At 37.7% G+C, this 21,852-nt stretch carries 18 protein-coding genes and 1 other RNA gene; 10 read left to right on the top strand and 9 right to left on the bottom strand.

Going from position 1 to position 21,852, the window contains the following annotated elements; genetic code table 11:
• Positions 1 to 40: 40 nt before the first annotated feature.
• Both yjeM and AC6UDE_RS04150 read right to left on the bottom strand, forming a co-directional pair.
• Complete coding sequence (gene yjeM / locus AC6UDE_RS04155; protein WP_500696712.1) at positions 41 to 1,564, bottom strand: glutamate/gamma-aminobutyrate family transporter YjeM; 1,524 nt, start codon at positions 1,562 to 1,564, stop codon at positions 41 to 43.
• Between the two features lie 58 nt (positions 1,565 to 1,622).
• On the bottom strand, positions 1,623 to 3,053 hold the full coding sequence (locus AC6UDE_RS04150) for a C69 family dipeptidase (RefSeq protein ID WP_500696711.1): 1,431 nt from the start codon (positions 3,051 to 3,053) through the stop codon (positions 1,623 to 1,625).
• A 137-nt stretch (positions 3,054 to 3,190) separates the two neighbouring features.
• Between AC6UDE_RS04150 and glpK the strand changes: the two genes are divergently transcribed.
• Together glpK and AC6UDE_RS04140 are read left to right on the top strand one after the other, a co-directional pair.
• Positions 3,191 to 4,687, top strand: a complete 1,497-nt coding sequence (glpK, locus tag AC6UDE_RS04145) for a glycerol kinase GlpK (RefSeq protein WP_500696710.1) — start codon at positions 3,191 to 3,193, stop codon at positions 4,685 to 4,687.
• A gap of 15 nt (positions 4,688 to 4,702) precedes the next feature.
• A complete protein-coding gene (locus tag AC6UDE_RS04140; RefSeq protein WP_500696709.1) occupies positions 4,703 to 6,046 on the top strand; it encodes an RsmF rRNA methyltransferase first C-terminal domain-containing protein in 1,344 nt (447 codons plus the stop codon).
• 39 nt (positions 6,047 to 6,085) lie between these two features.
• Here the strand turns inward: AC6UDE_RS04140 and fni are convergent, their stop codons facing one another.
• Genes fni through mvk form a run of 4 tightly spaced genes read right to left on the bottom strand, consistent with a single transcriptional unit; the run spans position 6,086 to position 10,144 of the window.
• On the bottom strand, positions 6,086 to 7,111 hold the full coding sequence (gene fni / locus AC6UDE_RS04135; RefSeq protein ID WP_500696708.1) for a type 2 isopentenyl-diphosphate Delta-isomerase: 1,026 nt from the start codon (positions 7,109 to 7,111) through the stop codon (positions 6,086 to 6,088).
• 9 nt (positions 7,112 to 7,120) lie between these two features.
• On the bottom strand, positions 7,121 to 8,188 hold the full coding sequence (locus AC6UDE_RS04130) for a phosphomevalonate kinase (RefSeq protein ID WP_500696707.1): 1,068 nt from the start codon (positions 8,186 to 8,188) through the stop codon (positions 7,121 to 7,123).
• A gap of 16 nt (positions 8,189 to 8,204) precedes the next feature.
• On the bottom strand, positions 8,205 to 9,200 hold the full coding sequence (mvaD, locus tag AC6UDE_RS04125) for a diphosphomevalonate decarboxylase (RefSeq protein ID WP_500696706.1): 996 nt from the start codon (positions 9,198 to 9,200) through the stop codon (positions 8,205 to 8,207).
• A gap of 11 nt (positions 9,201 to 9,211) precedes the next feature.
• A complete protein-coding gene (gene mvk / locus AC6UDE_RS04120) occupies positions 9,212 to 10,144 on the bottom strand; it encodes a mevalonate kinase (RefSeq protein WP_500695665.1) in 933 nt (310 codons plus the stop codon).
• Positions 10,145 to 10,307: 163 nt separating this feature from the next.
• Here mvk and AC6UDE_RS04115 point away from each other — a divergent pair, with 163 nt between their 5' ends.
• From AC6UDE_RS04115 to AC6UDE_RS04105, 3 genes are all read left to right on the top strand, one after another.
• Positions 10,308 to 13,121 (top strand): helicase C-terminal domain-containing protein, encoded by a 2,814-nt coding sequence (locus AC6UDE_RS04115; RefSeq protein ID WP_500696705.1) that lies wholly within the window; start codon positions 10,308 to 10,310, stop codon positions 13,119 to 13,121.
• A 67-nt stretch (positions 13,122 to 13,188) separates the two neighbouring features.
• Positions 13,189 to 13,692, top strand: a complete 504-nt coding sequence (locus AC6UDE_RS04110; protein ID WP_500696704.1) for a cell wall elongation regulator TseB-like domain-containing protein — start codon at positions 13,189 to 13,191, stop codon at positions 13,690 to 13,692.
• 26 nt (positions 13,693 to 13,718) lie between these two features.
• Complete coding sequence (locus AC6UDE_RS04105) at positions 13,719 to 14,423, top strand: DnaD domain-containing protein (protein WP_500696703.1); 705 nt, start codon at positions 13,719 to 13,721, stop codon at positions 14,421 to 14,423.
• A 166-nt stretch (positions 14,424 to 14,589) separates the two neighbouring features.
• On the opposite strand, the gene AC6UDE_RS04100 is transcribed toward AC6UDE_RS04105, so the two are convergent.
• Both AC6UDE_RS04100 and recU read right to left on the bottom strand, forming a co-directional pair.
• Positions 14,590 to 16,896 (bottom strand): PBP1A family penicillin-binding protein, encoded by a 2,307-nt coding sequence (locus AC6UDE_RS04100; RefSeq protein ID WP_500696702.1) that lies wholly within the window; start codon positions 16,894 to 16,896, stop codon positions 14,590 to 14,592.
• A gap of 12 nt (positions 16,897 to 16,908) precedes the next feature.
• The gene (gene recU, locus AC6UDE_RS04095) at positions 16,909 to 17,535 is read right to left on the bottom strand and encodes a Holliday junction resolvase RecU (protein WP_500696701.1); all 627 of its coding nucleotides are present in this window, start codon (positions 17,533 to 17,535) and stop codon (positions 16,909 to 16,911) included.
• Between the two features lie 107 nt (positions 17,536 to 17,642).
• On the opposite strand from recU, the gene AC6UDE_RS04090 reads away from it, so the two are divergent.
• From AC6UDE_RS04090 to AC6UDE_RS04070, 5 genes are all read left to right on the top strand, one after another.
• Positions 17,643 to 18,206: an SLOG family protein gene (locus tag AC6UDE_RS04090; protein ID WP_500696700.1), complete on the top strand. Its 564-nt coding sequence runs from the start codon at positions 17,643 to 17,645 to the stop codon at positions 18,204 to 18,206.
• Positions 18,207 to 18,260: 54 nt separating this feature from the next.
• A complete protein-coding gene (gene gpsB, locus AC6UDE_RS04085; protein WP_500696699.1) occupies positions 18,261 to 18,698 on the top strand; it encodes a cell division regulator GpsB in 438 nt (145 codons plus the stop codon).
• 12 nt (positions 18,699 to 18,710) lie between these two features.
• An RNA gene (gene rnpB / locus AC6UDE_RS04080) (RNase P RNA component class B) lies at positions 18,711 to 19,087 on the top strand.
• A 68-nt stretch (positions 19,088 to 19,155) separates the two neighbouring features.
• On the top strand, positions 19,156 to 20,304 hold the full coding sequence (locus AC6UDE_RS04075; RefSeq protein WP_500696698.1) for a THUMP domain-containing class I SAM-dependent RNA methyltransferase: 1,149 nt from the start codon (positions 19,156 to 19,158) through the stop codon (positions 20,302 to 20,304).
• On the top strand, positions 20,305 to 21,417 hold the full coding sequence (locus AC6UDE_RS04070) for an NAD(P)/FAD-dependent oxidoreductase (RefSeq protein ID WP_500696697.1): 1,113 nt from the start codon (positions 20,305 to 20,307) through the stop codon (positions 21,415 to 21,417).
• On the opposite strand, the gene AC6UDE_RS04065 is transcribed toward AC6UDE_RS04070, so the two are convergent.
• Positions 21,414 to 21,818, bottom strand: a complete 405-nt coding sequence (locus AC6UDE_RS04065; RefSeq protein WP_500696696.1) for a reverse transcriptase-like protein — start codon at positions 21,816 to 21,818, stop codon at positions 21,414 to 21,416. The two genes, AC6UDE_RS04070 and AC6UDE_RS04065, sit on opposite strands and share 4 nt — an antisense overlap.
• Positions 21,819 to 21,852: the final 34 nt, after the last annotated feature.

Below are 21,852 nucleotides of genomic sequence, written 5' to 3'. Positions count from 1 at the left end.
TTTTATGTAAAAAAAAGAGTTCGCATTGCGAACTCTTTTTTTATTGGTCATCAATTTCTTTAGCAGTTTTAGTACCTCTTCGACTGTTGTATTCATACATTAACCAACCAACCAGTGCAAAAGCTAGTGGTCCCACAATGGTCCAGAAGGCGGTGGTGTAATCATGAGTCAAGATTGGTTGAATAGCAGTAAAGCCAATTCCCAACACTAGTACAACCAAGATAATGGTTACCATGATGTTAGTAGCAATTCGATTCTTGTAAAAGACAAAGGGACGAGGAACATTCTTTAGTTTCTTGAAGAATGGGAAAGCTCCAACTAAGAATAAGTATGGGAAAGTTGTCGAAATATTAGCCATGTCAGTTAAAATTAAGTAAAATTGTTGAGCATTATTGCCACTGAAAGAAATGACAAAGATAACGGCAACAACAACAAATGCTTGAATCCACATTGCAAACCCTGGCATACCATGTTTATTTAATTTAACCACTTTTTTAGGCCATAAATCTGGATTGGATCCCTCAATAAATGATTTGATTGGGGAATATATCAGAACAAAGAAAGAACCTAAGTATGGAATAAACATCCCTAAACCGGCTACTCGGGCCATGAAGCGACCAAATTCCATTGCTGATCCAGCTGAAAAGCCAAGGGTTTTAGCGAAAACATAACCAAGGTTATTCATTAAAACGTAAGTGATGTTACCCAGGTTGACCGAACCCTTTCCGACAACTTCATGCCAGTTAGCTGTAATACCAACCAAAAAAATGGATCCAGAATAGATGACTGCCATGATGATTGCCGCAATGATGACCCCACGGGGAAAAGTCCTCGTAGGATTTTTGACCTTATCAACGACTCCACCAATTGACTCCATTCCTCCATACGCAAAAATCGCATAAACAACAAATGACATGATGGCGATTGGGGTTACAAATAATGGATTAGGGGATTGAATGAAACTTTTAGCGCCATTGACTGGCTCAGCAAGTTGGCCCTTATTTAAGACCCAAACAATTACTGATAAGATAGCAAAGATCAGTGGCAAAGCAATTGATAATACTCCCCCGATGTTTGCAATCTTAGCAATTGAATCAAAACCATGACTCGCACACAAAGTAATAATTAAAATCCAGGCAATCCCAAGGATTCCAATTGTTTGCATTGGGGTAAAAATTCCGAACAAATGCCATGTTTGGGTTTTGTCCGTTCCGAAAATAATGTTAGAAAATGGGATCCAAACCTTAGAAGAAGTCGAGATCATCCAAATGATCCATGATGATAGCCAGATAAAGGTTCCGATGAAGGCTAAGCGTTCACCAATTGACTCTTTAAGCCAGGAATAAATTCCACCTTTAGCACTACTGAAAGTCGAACCATATTCGGCAAACATTAATGAAACCGGTAAGAAAAATACTAGTGCTCCAAATATGTACCAGATAATACTGGCGTAGCCCATTTGATCATAGGCGACGGTCGTATTACCAAAGCCAAATATCGCAGTGAGTATCATTAAAACTAAAGACATTAAGCCTAATTTACTTTGCTTTTTCCCTTTAGACATAAAGTCACTCTCCTTGATTAAATTTAATGGAAATACTAATAAAGTATACTCTCTTTTTTTATAGATTTAAATCTTGGTGATAGTTGAGAGGAGAGAAATCCGTTGAGTTTGTAATCAAGTATTGACCAAGGTTCTTAAAGCTACGCAAAGCGAGTTTACTTGTCTTAGAACTGGCCTCATTAGCAAGCTGAGTTAGTTCTGTTGAATCCAAGCCGTCGGACTCTTGTTCTACCTGCTGTAAGATTTGTTCGTATTGTTCGATTAAATTTTGTTGCACGTTTTTAAGTTTGTCACCAAATTCAAGGTAGTGGGGGTCAACTAAGATTCCAACTAGCTTGAAGATCCAGTAAGCCGATTTAGGATCAAAATCCATCTTGACGTGGTACTTATATGCTTTGGGAGTATCAGAAATTCCCTCAAGAAATGGGACGTAAGTACTCTGAGCCGCTACACCCATAGCAAGCCAGTGAATTCCACCAATTTCAATTGGTAGATTAGGTTTGATTTGGAGCACGTGTGATTCTTGGGTTTTGGCTAAACTAATGGGACGAAATCGAGTTCGATCAGCTTCTTCGCCTGCACCAATTGGATCGAACTGAGTTCCCTGATAGTGTGAACTGAGCAACTTTTGGGCATCGAGCGCCGATATTAATTCTTCACTTTTCCTTGTAAAGGGGATGTTTTGGGAAGTAGGATCCTGCTTGATTTCTGGGTTAAACATTTTTTGTCCGTACCAAACTCGAGGGGTGTTGTAGTAGGTGTCTGATAAGTCATGGGTTCCAAAAATGTGTCTAAAGTTAAAACCAGAACGATCTGGATTTAAATTGTTTTTTGATACAAAGTCCCTAATCCCTGGTGACCACATGAAGTGATCATTATCTTTAAAGTTAACTTCTTCAATGGCCATTTGATTAGCAACGATGGCGTATTCATCGTCAGGAATTCTTTCAGCGATCCATTGGTGTCCGGAACCGATCTCTAAGTACCAAACTTCTTCTTTATCGGACATAAGGACTCCGTTGTTTTCACTGGCCCCATATTTTTCAACAATGTTACCAAGACGTTTGACGGCTTCCTTTGCGGAATGGACATAAGGCAAGACTACGGTTACCATGGCTTCTTCGCCAATTCCATCTTTTACAAGGGGATCATAACCTAGGACACGTGCGTTAGCGTACGTACTTTCAGTTGCACTCATAGCAACCCCATATTCGTTAATACCATCCTCTTCGAATAAACCGTCTTGGTCGGTCCATTCGGGAGTAGCAGTGTATTTTCCCCGTGTTTTTGGTAGCGGCATTTTGAAGCCGTTATCAGTTGATTTGAATTCCTGATCATCCTGAAACTCCTTATGTTCATGGACAACAAATCGTTTTGGCCATGATGCTTTAGCATCTTCATTGCGACCAATTAAAGTGCTGCCATCAACCGTAGCATCTTTTCCAACTAAAATGCTGGTACATGCGGAATATTCATTAAAACTTGTCATTTAGATTGCCTCCTATTAAATCACATGTAAGTATTCTACCATATTGCCTTTGTTATGGTATAACTTCACGTTTGGTATGCTAAATTACTTAGGGTATAATTAACACATAACATTTATTTGAAAAAACGAGGGGAAATATGAGTAGCAAGCAATACATAATGGCAATTGATGAAGGAACGACCTCTGCTCGAGCAATGTTATTTGATCATGATGGCCAGATTGTGGGAAAAGTACAACGTGAGTTTAAACAATCTTTTCCTCATCCAGGGTGGGTAGAACAAGATCCAATTGAAATTTGGAATGCCGTTGAATCTGTGATTTCTGAGGTATTGATTAACTCTGAAGTTCCTCCCTATAAAGTGCGAAGTATCGGCATTACTAATCAACGTGAAACGACTGTAATTTGGGATAGACGAAGTGGAAAGCCCATCTACAACGCTGTGGTGTGGCAATCAAAACAGACCAGTGAAATTGCTGATCGGTTAATAACTGATGGTTACGCTGATTTAATTCACCAAAAGACGGGACTGATTGTTGATTCTTATTTTGCTGGTACGAAAATTAGATGGATTTTAGATCATGTAAAGGGATCCCAGAGACGGGCGGAGAATGGAGATTTATTATTTGGAACCATTGATTCATGGTTGCTATGGAATCTGACCGGCGGAACCGTTCATGCCACTGATTTTACTAATGCTAGTAGGACAATGTTATATAACATCAACGATTTGAAATGGGATGATGATCTGTTAGAGCTCTTCGATATTCCTAAGAAAATGTTACCTAAAGTGAAACCATCGTCACACTTCTTTGGATATACGAAGGGATATTCATTTTTAGGGGTACAGATTCCAATTGCCGGAATTGCCGGTGACCAACAAGCATCATTATTTGGACAATTAGCATTACAACCCGGAATGACGAAGAATACTTATGGAACGGGTGCCTTTATTATGATGAATACAGGAAAAACGCCAAGGTTTTCTAGTAATGGATTGTTAACCACAATTGCCTACGGATTGAATGGAGAAGTTAAATATGCTTTAGAAGGTAGCATTTTTGTGGCTGGATCGGCAATTCAATGGTTAAAGGATGAGATGGGTTTAATTTCATCGGCTAAGGCCTCTGAGCAAATGGCTTATGATGCCAAAACGAGTGACGGAGTTTACGTAGTGCCAGCGTTTACTGGACTAGGGGCACCATATTGGGATCAGGAAATTCGTGGATCGATTTTTGGCTTGACATCATCAACGACGCGTAATCAATTAGTTCGTGCGACCATTGAATCGTTAGGATTTCAAACAAAGGATGTTCTTGATACGATGGTAGAAGAGACTAAGATTCCGGTTAAATCACTAGTAGTAGATGGTGGAGCTGCTAAAAATGATTACTTAATGCAGTTTCAAGCCGATATTTTAAATGATCAAATTGAACGGTCATTAATTTCAGAGACTACGGCACAGGGAGCAGCTTATCTGGCTGGTTTGGCTGTTGGATTTTGGAAGGATATTGATGAAATTAAAAGAAGTAAGCGTGTTGGTACTTTTTTTGAATCACATATGAGTGGCGATAAAAGAAAAAAACTATACAAGGGATGGAAGATGGCCGTGAGAGCTGCCAAGCAATTTGAATAATAAGGACTTATCAGTATGAAATTACCTGAAGATTTTAAAAGTAAATATCATAATCTGTTAAAAGATGATTATCAAAGTTTTATTGATTCTTTTGATGAAGATTCTTACAATGCCTTTCGAACTAATCCGCTCAAAACTAAAGCTGATGTTCGTTTGGATATGACAAGCCCGATTTCCTATACCCAAAATGGTTATTATGGGAAAGTGAGCGGGAAAACCGTCGAGCATCAGAGTGGTTACGTTTACAGTCAGGAACCATCTGCCATGTACGTAGCAGAGGTGGTTGATCCTAGTATGGGAGATCAGGTATTAGACTTGTGTGCTGCCCCAGGAGGAAAGTCGACTCATTTGGCTGGTATGATGAAAAACAAGGGCTTACTTGTATCAAATGAGATTGACCGGAGCCGAGCTAAGGTTCTAGTTGAAAATCTGGAACGGTTTGGGGTGTGGGATCCGTTAATCTTGAATGAAGATCCACATAACCTGTCAAAGCATTTTCCAAGGTATTTTGATAAAATTTTGATTGATGCGCCATGTTCGGGTGAGGGGATGTTTAGAAAAAATCATGACGCAACAAAATACTGGTCAATTGATTATCCGAAAGAGTGTGCTGCGCGGCAAAAAGACATTGTAAGAGAAGCTGTTAAGATGTTAAAACCAGGTGGACAATTGATTTATTCAACTTGTACTTTTTCACCAGAAGAAGACGAACAGATAATTGCCTGGATCTTAGCTAATTATGATTTTAAGGCTCTCCCGATTAAGAAGTATGATGGGATGATCGACGGAAAACCGGAATGGGCGGATGGAAACGAAGAGTTAACTAAAACGGCTCGTCTGTTTCCTAACTTATTTAAAGGTGATGGTCATTTTATTGCCAAGTTGCAGAGTACAGATGTTGGAAAATCCAAAAAGATTAAGCATCAAAGAAGTAACGTCTCAAGTAGTATAAAAAAAGAGTGGAAAGAGTTCTGTAACGTTAACTTTAAGCGCGATTTTTTGACAGAGGATCTTCTAGAATTTGGGAGTACCCTTTATTCATTTAATCCGGCAATTCCCGATTTAGATGGTTTAAAAGTAATGCGACCCGGAACGCCACTTGGAACGATTAAAAAGAATCGGATTGAGCCTTCGTATGCATTGGCATTGGCAATTAATCCTAATGACGTAAAAAACATCGTTAAAATTACTGATCATCAGTGGCAGAGTTATGTCCATGGTGACACCGTTGCCGTGGATCCCAACTTAAAGAAGGGGTGGTACTTAATTCAATGTCGCGGAATGAGTGTTGGATTTGGTAAAGTCGTGAATGGGACGTTAAAAAACTTTTTCCCTAAGGGATTAAGGTTTAAAGCATGAGAAAATAAAAAGACCTTCGTTTTTTAAACGAAGGTCTTTTTATTTGCGTTGATTTAAGTAACTTTGTAATTCTGGACTGGTTACTGATTCACATTGACGCAGTTCATTAATGTTGTGTGCGCCTAGTGCGGTGAAAATGGACTTAATGCCAATAATCCAATCGTTAATCATTTTCACGGTCTCGTCTTCACCGTCATCAATTAGTTTCACCAAAATCTGACTCGCAATGCCAACAGCATCGGCACCCAAATACAATGATTTGACGATTTCCATGGGATTAGTGATGCCACCAGTTGCTACGATGTTCATGCTAGGAACTTTTTGGGATTCAAAGAGAGATTCCACCGTGGTAATCCCCCAGTCTTTAAAATAGTCCATTTCTTTTTGATGACGACGGAAGTTCTCAATTTGAGCAAAGTTAGTTCCGCCACGACCACCAATGTTTACATATTCAACTCCAAGGTCCAAAAGGGTTTGAATTGATTTAGAACTCATCCCGAATCCAACTTCCTTGACGATTACTGGTACTTTAATATTTTGGACAATGTTTGAAATATTGGATAGCCAGTTAAATGAATTTGATCCCTCGGGCATGATGAGTTCTTGAACTGAATTAACGTGGATCTCTAATGCATTAGCTTGAAGAATATCAATTGCTTGCTCAGCCGCTTTTGGGGTTGTCCCAGCACCAATGTTAGCAAAGATCAGTCCATCTGGGTTTTGCTTTCTAATGATCGAAAAGGTATCGATTAGTTCCGGATGTTTGATTGCTACACTCTCTGAGCCGGATGCCATTGCGATTCCACAGCGCCTTGAGATAGAAGCTAGGTGAAAATTTAATTTTTTGGTATACTCACTGCCACCAGTCATCGCCTCAATGTAGAAGGGGACCCTTAAAGGCAGCGAGCCTAATTGAGTTGAGATATCTACATCCTGATATGTCATTTCAGGGAATGTTACTGGCATAAAATGAACCTGATCGAATCCAGCTTCAGATTCCGTATGGTGAAATTTTTTAGCAAGCGAGACGTGTTCATCTTTTCGATGTGACTGTTGGTTAGTCATTTGTTTCTCCTAATTATTATGAATCTTAAGGTCTAGTAGCTCAATTCCATGGCGGTTCCAATCGCTAACAAGATCATCGATATTATCATCCTTATTAATAATGACGATCCCACAATCACCGCCACCAGCTCCCGAAGTTTTGGCTGCACCACCAAAATGATCGGCAATGTCAATTAATTCTTTTAGCTTTGGGGTTTCAATTTCAACGTTGGCAAATTCACCGAGTTTTAAAAGGAGCTTGCGGTTGTTTTCAATGTTCTTTTGGATCATTTCCAGATTAGAACTTTTAAAGCCATTAACAATATTTAAGACACACTCCTGACTGAAGTGAAGAAAGTCTTGATAAAGTTCAGAATTTCTGGCTTTTTTTAGCTCCACTCGATCAACTAGATTTGAAGTTGAAGCGGGTGAACCTGACCATCCAATTAATAATTGTAAATTCTTTGGTGCTGTTAGCGGCATAATTTTTAAACTAGGCCACTTTAAATCTAACAGTTCCACTAAATCCACATCTTTACGGGCATTGGCTAACCACTGTCGGTCAAATGAATGGTAAGCAATCCAACCACCGAATACGCTAGCAGCTACATCGCCTAATGAACCATTTCCTTGAACTTCAAAATGAGCAATTGCGGCTAGCTTGAAGAGTTGCATCGTTGAAAGGTTAATGTCGTAGAATTCGCATAAGGCTTTAACGGTTGCAACCGTGACGGCAGCTGAAGAACCTAATCCGTACTTACGTCCATCGGCACTATCGAGTTCACTATTTACGATGATATCGTATGTTTTTAAACTTTTATCGAGAGTTTCAACGTATTCTTCAGTTACTTTAATCGCTGAAATGATGTACTGAAAAGGATTATCACGATTATCGAAGACCATGCGATGGCCTAATCTCTTCCAATGGAGCATATTCTCATCGTACTGTTTCGAATAGATGCTTCCAAAATCTGAACTTGCTTTAATGCCAACCCGAACAAAGCGATCACATGCAGCGATGATAGCAGGGTAGCCGGTCTCAACTACTGCATATTCACCAGCTACGTACAATTTACCCGGTGCTTTTGCGGAAATCATGTAATTAATTACTCCCTTAATTTAAATATTCGATTCCAGGACCTGGAGTGGTAGCAACCACGTTTGATGATCCAAAAGTGCTTTTAAATCGATTTACAACTTGGTTTAAATTATCATGTTGGACCAACACTTTTACATTTGGACCAGCGTCAATTGTAAAATAGCAACTGATGCCATTGTCTCTTAATTCGTGAACAATTTGAATTGCTTTAAGTGTATCTCCATTAAAATATGTAAAAGCTGGATCGGAACTGAACGTGAGGGCGTGCATTTTCATGGCATTTTCCTCAGCAGTGTGGCCCATTAAGTCGAAGTTATGAGTACGAATTGCTTTTCTCATCGTGGTCATGTCATGACTAGTAACTTTTTTCCATGCTTGATAGTAAGGGGAGGTGGACTTAGAAATTTTCATACCCTCTCTACTAGAAATCTTTTTTTCGTTTCGATTAATAATAACAGCTACTAGGTTAATGTCCCAATCAATGTCTTCTTCAATTGGAATGGCAAAGGAAGTTTCGTCACTATGACCCTTTTCCCATTTGACGAAACCGCCAAAAATAGAGCGCGTTGCTGAACCTGATCCTCGTCTAGCGAGCCTAGAAAGATCTTTTTTAGAAAGATTCATTCCAATGGCTTTACTAGAAGCGGCAGCGAGAGCAGCAAAACCTGAAGCAGATGAAGCAAGCCCAGCAGCAGTAGGGATATTGTTATTTGTCTTAACGTGGGCGTGAATATCAACATTGGCTTTTTTTCGAACGATGTCAAGAAAGCTGACAATCTTTTTTTCTTCCGAATCATTAATTAGATGATTGTTAAAAGTGATTTGATCAGAACTTAGAGATGGGTCAAAGCGAACTTCAGTATCGGTATAGAAGTCATTTAAAGTTAAAGACAGGCTACTGTCTTCTGGAATAATGAGTTGACTATTGGCCTTTCCCCAATATTTGATTAGTGCAATATTAGTATGAGCACGAGCCTTCTGGGTTCTATAGATATTAGTATTGTCGGACATAATAAATCTCCTTACTTCATTTCATTTAATGATTGGACCCAAACTCCTTGTGCTCCACTTTGTTTAAGGGTTGTCTTGATTTTTTGCGTGGTGGTTTTAGAATCTGACAGAGCAATAATGCATCCACCGAGTCCGCTTCCCGTTAGTTTAGCACCGAGGGCACCCGCCTGATTAGCAGCATTTACCAGGGTATTAATTTCTGTTGAACTAACTCCCAATTTTGAAAGATCATTTTGGGCCAGATTCATTAATTTGCCGGTTTGTTTGAGTTTATTGTATGTCAGAGAATGTTTAGCTGCTTCAGCTAAATCCCCGAGGTCGTTAATTAAATCATTCGTATTTTGAAAGTTATGGTCCATTTCATCTCTTACCATTGAAACCGCCGTGGAAGTATTACTTGAAATGCCGGTATCAGCAATGATGAGATTTCCTGCGTTTGAAACAGGAAAATCGTAAAACTGACCCTTTTCAAATAAGATTGGATTAAGCGCACTGACGGTTTTAGCGTCAATTCCACTTGGATTACCATGAGTTATCTTTTCTTCTACATCGGTAAATTTCTTAAGCTGGTCGGCGTTCAACTGGTGATTAAAGAAATGAAAAAAGGCTTTGGTAACTGCACTAGCTGTTGCAGCGGATGAACCCATCCCTCTCCCCAACGGAATTGCACTATCAATTTTGATATTAATTGGGATGTTATTAGGATTTAATGATTGGTTAAGACGATTAATAAGTGTCTGTAATCCATTCATTGAAGAAGGGAGAGCACTAATTGGACCATGGTAGTATTTACTGAATAGTTGATTGTTACCATCAGAAGTAATGGTGGTTTTCACTTTAATTTGTGGCACAGGAAAAACAATCGCAGGCTTTTGGTAGACGGCACTGTGCTCACCTAAAAAAATTATTTTTGCATGACTCAACCCGGTTGCAGTCGTGTTCATATTTCAATCGCTCACTTTCCAAACATACCTATTTTATCATAATTTAGAACATGACCAATATATTTTAGAATACTTTACTAATGATTAAATGTTGGTTTATATAAATATTAAGATAAATGTAGTAATATTGTAGTGGAATTAGTTTTAAAGGTAGGTGAGACAGGTGCCCAAGAATACAAAATATGCAGTCGTTGACATGGAGACAACTGGAACGGATGTCTCTAATGGTGACCAAATTATTCAATTTAGTTGTACTTTTGTTCAAGGTGGTCAAGTGGTCGATTCCTACTCAACATATGTTAATAATGGTGAAGCGATTCCTAAAGATATCACCCACTTAACTGGCATTAACGCCCAGACAATTAAAGGAGCACCAACGTTTGATCAGGTTGCTCCCCATATTTATAAGATACTGAGTGGTACTGTCTTCGTTGCCCATAACGTTAATTTTGACTTTCCGTTTTTAAATGCGGAATTAGAAAGAGTGGGTTATCCTGAGTTAGATATTAAAGCCATTGATACGGTCACGTTGAGTCAAATCTTTTTTCCGGAATTAACGGGATATCGATTAAAGGACTTAAGTCATCATTTTGGGATTTCACACACCCATCCGCATTCCTCTAAAAGTGATGCTGACGCAACTGCTCATTTACTGTTAACAATCATGAAGAAGATTGAAAAATTACCCTTAGTGACAATTCAGTCTATTCTTAAGGTTCATCCTGATCTCCCTAGAGATACGGTTCAATTTATTGAAGATCGCGAAGAGATTAAGCGGGAACATTTAAAGAATTTGAATTCGCAATATGTGGTTGTAAATGGGATTGCGCTAAAAAACCAAGTACCATCCTATTCAATCTCAGAGCACAATTTGATAAAGTATCCTAGGACTAAGAAGCAGAAGGAACGCCAATTTATGGGTAAGTTAAATTGGCGAAGTTCACAAAGTAAAATGATGAATTTAATTTATAATAATTATCATGATAAAGAAAAACCTACCTATAATTTATTAATTGAAGCACCAACCGGGAGTGGGAAAACCCTGGGATACCTGGTTCCAATGGCTTATTTGGTTAATGAAGGTGAACAGCTAGTGGTCAGTACTTCTACCAATGGACTTCAGGAACAGTTGTATTCTACAATTAAGAGTCAACTAGAACCGTTACTTAATACTAGTTTTGATGTTGCCATGTTAAAGGGTGTCAATCATTATATTAATCTAGAACGGTTTAGCAAAACACTTCAATTTCACGATAAATCTAAACAGTCACAATTCATGAAAGCACGAATCTTGGTCTGGCTCACTGAGACAAGCACGGGTGATCTTGACGAATTAAATCTTCCCAATGAAGTTCCGTTTATTGATCAAATTAATTATCAAAATTCTCATGTGGAGACGGATAAGAAGAACTCTTTTCGGGATGTTGACTTTTTACTCGCTCAATTGAAGCGGGTGGAACGTGCTGATATTGTTATCGTTAACCATAATTATCTTTTTGAGAATAGTCGTCAATTAAGTAATTACATGACTTCAAAGCCATACTTAGTGGTTGACGAAGCTCATAAGCTTGCTGACGTTGCGTTTTCATCGCAAGAAAAAGTCATTAAATTCAATACTTTAAAGAAAAATATTGGAAGGGTTAAGAATGATTTATTTCAAACCCACGGATTAAATTTAAATGAAATCTTTTCTGACGATATTGATGAGTTAAATCGACTTAATGGGTTAGATTCCCAGCTAGATGCTATTTTTGATACAAATCAGTTGATTTTACAGGATTTTAGGGTAAAATTCATGAAACCCGTTACTACTCGGCGTTCTGAGTCTTCGATTAGTGCAAAAGAACTACTTCAATTTGTGAAAGACCATCAGGGTCAAATAAACCATTTGACTCATATTAACGTAAAATTAGAAGAATTTATAAATACTTTCAAAAAGTTAGTTAAGAAGGAAAAGAATCGTTGGACGATTTCTGATGAAGCTTTGATTGAAAAGTTTGAACGTCATTTACTTACAATTACTGATTACATTGATAGTGTTAACGTGGATCAAGTTAAGCAAAGGGTTAGTGAGCGATCCTCTTTTTACTGGATCTATTATACAGAGGATCTAGATCCTAATCATGTCATCCTCATGACTGGCGATTTTGCTTCCAAAAATAAGTTAAAGGAAAATATCTATCACTATTTTAAGCCAGCAATTTTTACCGGTTCGACGTTGTTTACATCAAAAAAGTCACAGTATATTTTTGATCAGCTTGATTTAAGTCGGAGTGATACGAGAATGAAACGGCTAAAATCTTCTTTTGATTATTCCAAGCAAACTGAAATGATGATTTCTGAAACGACGCCGATGCCGCCTAGTGTAGATAATGATGAATATATCTCTTATCTGGCTAACTCAATTTGGAAACTTATCAACGCTAATGCAGTACCAACGCTAGTACTGTTTAACTCATTGGATATTTTAAAAAAAGTGTACGAAAAATTAGATCAGAACAATAACGGTAATTTTATGATTCAAGCCGCCGGTGTTTCTGGGAGTCAAGAAAAAATGATCAAAAGGTTTGAGTCAACCAAGGATGCAGTTCCGGTAATACTTGGAGCTAATGGTTATTTTGAGGGTGTTGATTTTCCGGATAATTTACTCAAGCAACTCATTATTACCCGGATACCGTTTGAATCTCCCAATAATCCGGTTGTTTCAAGTCGGGCTAAGTTTTTAAGGGAACAAAACAAGAATCCATTTTATAATTTTGACTTACCAGAAGCTATTATCAAAACTAAACAAGGTGTGGGAAGATTGATTAGAAGCTCAACTGATTATGGTATCATTAACTTTTTGGACAGTCGTTTGATTGACAAACGGTATGGTAAGCAAATCATCGATGCGCTTCCCTCTGATTTACCAATTAAAACGGGGTCGATCGCTAAGATTGTTAAAGATGGTCAAGATTTCTTTAATAAGAGGGATTAATTAATTATTAAACAAGGAAAGTTTGCTATAATGATGCATGTAAAAGCTAAATAAAAGAGGAATTTTCATGTACAGAGAACAATTAAAACGAAAAAGGACTCATCGGATTCGATGGATAATTGTTGCGGTGATCGTTCTAATCATTCTGGGTGTTATTATTTTCTTTCATGTTGCTAAAGCACCCCAATTACGCGCTCGTTCTCATGTCACTACGGTAGCAGAAAATAGTGCTGGATTTCATGATATTAATCATTTCTACTCATCTAATTTAAATAAGACATACTATTCAGTTGGTGGTTATAATAAACAAAATCAGTATGCGTATGCCATCTTACCTAAGAACGGGAAAAGTATGCAGGTCGTTACCCAAAAGAGTGGGATTACACAACAGGAAGCAGAAAAGACGGCTCAAAAAATTGGGAAAGCCTCTAAGATTATTAACACCGGGCTTGGGATTTATCAGGATCAGCCAGCCTGGGTGGTTTCCTATTTAAATCAGAACAATCGAATGAACTACGTCACGGTAAATTATAAGACGGGCAAGATTGTGCAAACCATTAAGAATTTGTAATGATGAATTATTGAAGGAGGAATAAAATGAGTGAAAATTTAGAGCGCTATTTAGAAAGTGGTTCAATTAGCGTTTCTGGTTTTTTATTGCAGCATTTCTCTGAGTTGGGGATGAACCCAACTGAATTAGTGGTCTTCTTGGAGTTAGTACTAGCTCGTTCTAAAGGGGATTTGTTTCCAAGTGCTACTGAGTTGTCGAAAGCGACTGGTTTAAAAGAAGACGATATTTATAATTTATTACATCAATTAGTTACTAAAAAGATTATCAACATTTCTAGTACGAAGTCTGGGAAGGACGAATATAAGTTTGATCTTTTAAATCATAAAATGGAAAAGTTGCTTGATTCTACATCGTTAGTAAACACTAATAATCATGCTCAAAAAGAGCGTAACAAACAAAGTAATGATATTAAGGAACGAAAAGGATTATTTAAAAAAATTCAAGAGGAATTTGGTCGGCCATTATCTTCAATCGAGTTGGAAACAATCAATCAATGGCTTGAACAAGATCATTACTCACCAAAGATTATTGAATTAGCCCTCAAAGAGGCGGTCCTAAGTCAAGTTTATAGTTTGAAGTATATGGATCGAATTCTTTTGAATTGGCAGCATCGCAACATTAAAACCGCTGCACAAGTTCAGGAAGCCAATGAACAGCGACAGAGAAATTTAAACAGTGATCAACCAAGAAAACCAAAACAAAATATTCCGATTTTTAAAATTAATCAATGATGCATGGATGTAAAAGATCTATGCATTTTTTTGTGGTTAGATGATTAAAATTCAGGTGAAAAAGTTAAAAGTTACTTTAACTTAATTAAAAAAAACAAAACAACAACAAAAAAGACCCAAGCCACATAAATCATAAAGTGGATGAGTCTTAAAGAAAATATTCAATTTATTGATTTGGAGTAGAAGTGCTTGATGATTGACTATTATTAGAAGCAGGAGTGCTCTGATTATTGTTATCTTGATTATTTGATGATTCAGAAGATGATTGATCATTAGGTTTGCTTGATTCAGATGGCTCTTCAACCTTAGAACTAGACCCCGATGACGTCTGACTTGAACTAGAATTATCGTCAGATGATGAACTGTTGGAGTCTTTTGAACTTGATGAATTTGAGACAACTGAACGATTCTTGGATGCTTGTCCAGATTGACTAGCATTATTAGCTGAAACAGCGGTTCCCATGTGGCCTTCGATATAGTATTCGTTTACGCCATCTCGTTTGGTTTCAATCACATTATCCGGCTTCTGCCAATCAATATTAGGTTTATTAGCAGATGCCTGTGACATTACTTCTTTGTAGTAGGTTTGAGCAATTCGTGTTTGTGGCTCGGAAATATAGTTTCCAGGTTTGAACTGGTGGTCATATCCGGTCCAAATAGAAAGTGAGAAATTCTTCGTGTACCCACTAAACCATGAATCCATTGATGATTGGTCAGGCACTTTCTTAATCCAATCGTCTGGATATTGGGTAGTACCAGTTTTACCAGCTTGATAAAGTCCAGGGATCTTAGCAGCAGTTCCAGAACCATTAGGGGAAGTCATGACGCCTTTGAGCATGTCATTTATCATAAAGGCAGTATCTGGTGACATGGCTCGATGCCCCTTAGGACTGTATTGCTTTTCAGCTCCGTTGACATTAACTACTTTATTGATTAAATATGGTTTGTAATACGTCCCACCATTTGCAAATGCAGCATACGCAGCTGCTTCTTGCTCTGATGAGATATAGGCACCAATTCCGTTTTGTAGTTCAAGTGGTTTATTAAATGTCATTCCTAATCCAGCCAAAAAGTCTTGTGATCGTTGGATTCCAACCTGTTGAAGGGTCCTGATTGCAGGAATATTACGTGATTCAACAAGTGCTTTTCGCATCGTGATGGTACCTTCATGCTTATTGTCAAAGTCTTGAAGTTCTTTATTTGTTCCGGGATACGTGAAGGGCGTGTCTTGAACGGCTTGATAAGTTGGCCATTTCAAGTATTCAATTGCTGGTCCATAGTCCATTAGTGGTTTCATAGTTGATCCACTTGAACGATCGGTTTGAATTGCACGATTTAATCCAAAGGCAATTTTTTGTTTTCTTGATCCAAGCATCGAAACCACTTTACCGTTATTGGAATTTACCATCGTGGCACCAATTTGGAAGTTATTGTTAGGAAATTGAATGGGTGAGTTGGGATCGTTGGCCAGTTTGTACATTTGTTTTTGAGTGTCCATATTCAAATTTGTATAAACCTTATTTCCAGCATTTAATTTGTATCCCTTTTGGTCTAGCTCTTGAACAACTTGTTGGATATAGGCATCGGCATACTTCTCATTTTTTGCGTATGGAGATGAATTTGAATTGTGTTGTTTAACCAGACCATCTTGAATACTGGTCTTTTCAGCTTCACTAGCTTGCTCCTTAGAAATCACTTTATTGTTAGCCATTGCTTCTAGAACTTGATTTCTTCGTTCAGTTGCTAACTTAGGATTTGTATAAGGATTATATTGAACAGGAGCTTGAGGTAAACCAGCCAAAAAAGCCGTTTGTGGGAGGTTAATCTTATTTAATGGTTTATTGAAATAATAATCGGAAGCAGTTTGCATTCCGTAAGCATTATTACCCATGTAAACCTTGTTGATGTAAAACTCTAAAATTTGTTGTTTACTATAATCATGGTCGACCTTGACCGCTAACCAGGCTTCTTGAGCCTTGCGTTTTAGCGTTTGGTCCGAGGCCTTAGTCGAAAAGACTGATAATTTGACTAATTGTTGGGTAAGGGTACTGCCACCTTGTAAACCACCTTGGCCACGAAGATTTGAAAAGGCTGCTTCAACAATTCTGGCAGGATCAACCCCATGATCCTTATAAAAATGACGATCTTCAATTGAAATAATCGCATTTTTTAGGTTATCAGGAATCTGATCTTGTTTCACGTAGTCCCGATTTTGAGCACCTAAACGTGAAATTATCTTACCACTTGAATCATAAATCGTAGTTGAATTATCACTAGAGAGGGTATTATAAGATATCTTTGGAGCACTGGCTGCATAATAAGTAAAAAGACCTGCTCCACAAATAAGTATGGCAACGATTACTGCCAAAATCCATAAAATGATTTTTTTCCAAAGCTTCATCTTTTTCTTTCGTGGTTGCTGATGGTGCTTAAACCTTTGTACCCTAGAAATATTTTCATCTGAATCAGCCATTAGACTTCTCCTTTACATATTGTTCTTATTATCGATAATTTGATCAACCGCTCTGAGGTATGGAATCAAGGGTTGAAGATGGTACTTAATTTGGTACGCATTCTCCTGAAGCTCTATTTTTGAAATTGACTTTCTTCCGCCCTGATTTTGTCGGTCCCAATAATAGAATAGATTCGGTCCTTCAAGCACAAAAAGTTCATTACTTTTAACAAATTTTATCATTGCAAAGGTGATCCCACCTAATTTGGTGCATTTTTTCATGTGTTCAATTTGATGTTTATGAAAGTTGCTAAGAGGAAAAGAAGTGGTACTAGTAGTTTCTTTAGCATCAAAATCAATATATTTGCCCCGATAAATACCGTTATAGTCGGTTGTAGAAGCATGCTGGAAATATGCCTCCCTAATAACGGCTGCACTACGTTTGGGGTAGTCAACATTTACAATTTGAATTGGGGTAGGTTTTTTATGAACCACTGCAATATCCCTTTCCAAATAATATTGGTTGCTTTCATTTAATTCAGCTTCAAGGGACATCCCCCGATCACCGTACTTAATGGTAGATTTATTTTTTTTAATGATAAGTTTACTTGATTTACTGGTACTTCGATAGGAATTACCGTTAGGATAATGGAAATTCATTGTATAACCTCAATCCATTTATTAAAAATGATCATGTTATCATATACGTAGTATATTATAGCAATTGTAGGTAACTTGGAGAAATAATTATTGAAAGGTGGATAGAAATGAGCCGCGTTTGGGTATCAGGGTACCGGAGTTATGAATTAGGAATCTTTCAAAATGATGATCCTAAGTTAAAAATTATTAAGCAAGCTTTGTTTGATCAACTTTCACAGTTAATTGAAAATGGATGTGACTGGATTATCACCGGCGGACAGCTCGGGATTGAGCAATGGACGGTTGATGTTTCTAAAGAACTTCAAAAAAAGTATCCACATGAATTTCAATTAGCAGTAATGTTACCATTTAAAAAATTTGGGTCAAACTGGAATGAAGATAATCAAGCAAAATTAAATCGAGCAATTTCGCAAGCTGATTTTGCAAGTTCAGTAAGTGACCATCCGTATGATTCACCTAAACAATTAAAAAATTATCAACGATTTATGCTAACGCATACAGACCAGTCGTTATTAGTGTATGATCCAGAAAATGAAGGTAAAACTAAATATGACTATCAAGCTATTCAACAGTTTCAAAAAAATCATGCATATCCGATGCAATTGATCGATTTTGATCAGTTACAAGATCTTGCTGATGATTATCAAAGACAGTTAAATGATGACTTTTAGTTTTATTTCTGATAGAATAGAAATATGCGGAAATGATTGGTGAGGTGTGCATTAATGGAAAATATTAATTTTACTCCAAAACAAATTCTACAAAAAGAATTTAAGCAAAAAATGCGGGGCTACGATCCTGCTGAAGTTGATACTTTCTTGGATAGTATCATTAAAGACTACGAGACTTTTCAACGTGAGATTGATCAGTTAGATCAGGAGAATCAGGATCTCAAGTTAAAAGTTGACGAATTATCTCGTCAAGTATCAATGGGATCGAGCACACAAAGTACTCAACGTCCTATCGAACGTTCAAGTGCTCCTCAACGGGCACCAGAAGAGACAACTGCTGAGCAGACTAAACCTGAGGAAGCACCAAAAAATACTTCCCCAAGTCAGCCAGCTCAAGGTCAGAATCCTACTGACATGGATATCTTAAAACGGTTATCCAGCTTAGAGCGTCGTGTATACGGCGAGGATTCAGATAAATCTAATAGGTTTTAAAGATTTGGTGCAGGTCCTGAGTAATCGCGGTCAGCAATTGTTGGCTGAGGAAAGTCCACTCTCGCACAAGCTGAGATGCTTGTAGTGTTCGTGCTCGGTGAAAAAATAAGCCGAGGGATCATTGATTTGATTACGGCGAAAGAAAGAACTAAGGCAATTGCTATGCTCTAGTATTTCATAAAGTGCCACAGAAACGACTAATTTGAGAAATCAAATTATTGGAACGCAGTAAACCCCGCGAGCGGGAAACCCAAACTTTGGTAGGGGAGCTTCACACACGGAAATTGAACCAAGTGTGGGGGAAGAACAATTTGTTCTTGAGATAGATGATTACTACTTAACCACTTTTTCCTGAAGTTGTGGTTAAGCACAAAACATGGCTTATAGGGGCCTGCACCATTTTTCAGGTTGAGTGGGATCTTCCCACTCTTTTTTTATATAAAAGGGAATGGATAAAATGAAAAAATTTAATTTAATGGCAACTTGTTCTGCTGGTTTAGAAGGCTTAGTAGGAGATGAGTTGCGGGAATTGGGATACGATCCAGAAGTTAAGAACGGAATGGTTCTTTTTAATGGAACGATTACTGACATTATTAAGGCTAATTTATGGTTAAGAACTGCAGATCGAATTAAAATTATTGTGGGTCGTTTTAAAGCGACAACTTTCGACGAGTTGTTTGAGAATACTAAGAGGTTGGATTGGGAAGACCTTATCCCGATGGACGGAAAGTTTCCAGTTGAGGGACGTTCACAAAAATCAGTTCTTCATAGTGTTCCGGACATTCAAGCCATTACTAAAAAAGCAATCGTTGAAAAGATAAGTAAATTTTATCATCGTCGCACCAGATTACCTGAATCAGGTGCACTCTATCCACTTGAAGTTCGGGTTAATAAAGACGAAGTTATGGATACATTAGACACTACCGGTCCCAGTTTGTTTAAACGTGGATATCGGGTCGCAAAGGGTGAAGCACCCCTAAAAGAAAACATGGCAGCTGCTCTAATTCTTTTAACAAATTGGCATCCAGAACAAATGCCATTTCTTGATCCAATGTGTGGGTCTGGAACCATCCCCATTGAGGCGGCTTTAATTGCTAGAAATATTGCCCCGGGTTATAATCGTGAGTTCGTATTCGAACACTGGGATTGGGTGGATCCAGAACTTGTAAAGAAAGTGCGTGCCGATGCAGATTCAAAAGCTGATTATGACACTGAGTTTGATATCATGGCCTCTGATGTTAATGAAAAAATGATTAATTACGCCAAAGTAAACGCTGAGGAAGCTGGTTTACTTCATGATATTCAGTTCAAACAAGTGGCCGTTCAAGATTTTCATACCGATAAACAAGACGGGGTTTTAGTTACCAATCCGCCGTATGGTCAAAGAATGGGTGATACTAAAGAAGCAGCCCAGCTTTATCATGACATGGGGAAGGTATTTATTCCTATGAAAACTTGGTCTAAGTATTACTTAACCAGTGACTTAAATTTTGAAAAAGAATATGGCAAAAAAGCCACTAAACGACGTAAATTGTATAATGGGCGAATCAGAACGGATTATTTCCAATACTGGGCTGAGCAAACTTTTAACAAGAAGGATAAGTAATTGAAAAAGAAAATCGCGATTATTGGTGGTGGAATAGTTGGTTCCACCCTTGCATATTACCTAAGTCAACTTCCAAATGCTGATGAACGAGAGGTAACGATGTTTGACGATAGTTATGGGCAAGCAACCAAAGCTGCTTCAGGAATCATATCACCATGGTTGTCGAAACGTAGAAATAAACAATGGTATAACTTAGCAAAGGCTGGAGCTAAGTTGATTCCTAAAATTGCTGATCAAACTCAAATGAATTCAGCAACTTTTAATAGTAGTGGGACCATCATTACAAGACAAGATAATAACGATTTAGATGACCTATATGCTTTAGCTAAAAGAAGGGCTCAAACAACTCCTGAGATGGGAAACATAATGAGGTTAGATAAAAAAGAAGTGCAAAATAAAATTCCCATTCTTACGATTACTCACCCAGGAATTTTTGTTTCCGGAGGTAGTCGGATTAATGGGAATCTCTTCTGCAAGCATTTAGTTGCAATCGCCCAAAAACGAAATTTGACTCTTTATAAGGGCAGAGTGATACTTACTAGTGACCATACCATTAGTTTTAAAGATCAACTATTAAGTTTCGATCAAATTGTCATAGCTACCGGTGCTTGGGTAAAAGAAACACTTGCTCCTCTTAACATTAAAGTAAAAGTCAGACCTCAAAAGGGACAACTGGTAGAATTAAAAGTATCTGATATTCCAGCCCATGAGAACATGCCGGTGATGATGCCAGAAGGAGAATATGACTTTATTCCGCTTGGACACGGAAAATTGATTATTGGAGCTACTCACGACGATGAAAACGGCTTTGATTTAAAAGAGGAACCAAAGGTTAATGATGAATTACTTAATTCAGCCAAAAAACTAATTCCTACCTTGGATTATTCTGATATTATTGGTAGTAGAGTGGGAACGAGAGCTTATACAGATGACTTTGCTCCCTTCTTTGGTTCAGTCCCCAATTACAAAAAATTGTTGATCGGTAGTGGTCTTGGATCGTCGGGTCTAACTACTGGACCAATGATTGGAAAATTATTATCGGATTATATCGTTTTTGGCACTACTAAAGACTGGGATATGTACGAAAAACCAATCTCTAACTACGTTAATTAATTAGAATGAAGAGCTTGAAAAGCTAATTCGTGAGCACCTAGATTTTGAGTGTCTGGAATCCATTTAGTTAACACCATTGCGAAATGATTTTGTAATTTAACGATTTCATCAACGTATTTTTGATAATGTTTAGCGTATTGTTTATTAAGACTGTCGCTTAAAATGGAACTGTCAGTATAGTACAGGACAGTAATATCACTTGGATGCTTGTTAATACTATTTAAATGATCACAAAGCTCTCTTAGGGCAGTGAGGCATGCTTTGAATTCACCAATATGATTATTCTTTGCTTTGCATTGCTTTTTAATTTGAATTTGTTGTCTTTGATGAAGAATTAAAATTCCAATTCCACATTGATTACTTTTAGGTTTAATGGCTGCATCAGAATATAATTTATACATTAATAAATTACTCCATTCGTTTAATAAAGAGGTT

This window comes from Fructilactobacillus sp. X2R5C3 (genome assembly GCF_059901325.1).
The sequence above is the reverse complement of the archived record's forward strand: the minus strand, read 5'-3'. Positions and strand labels throughout refer to the sequence as shown.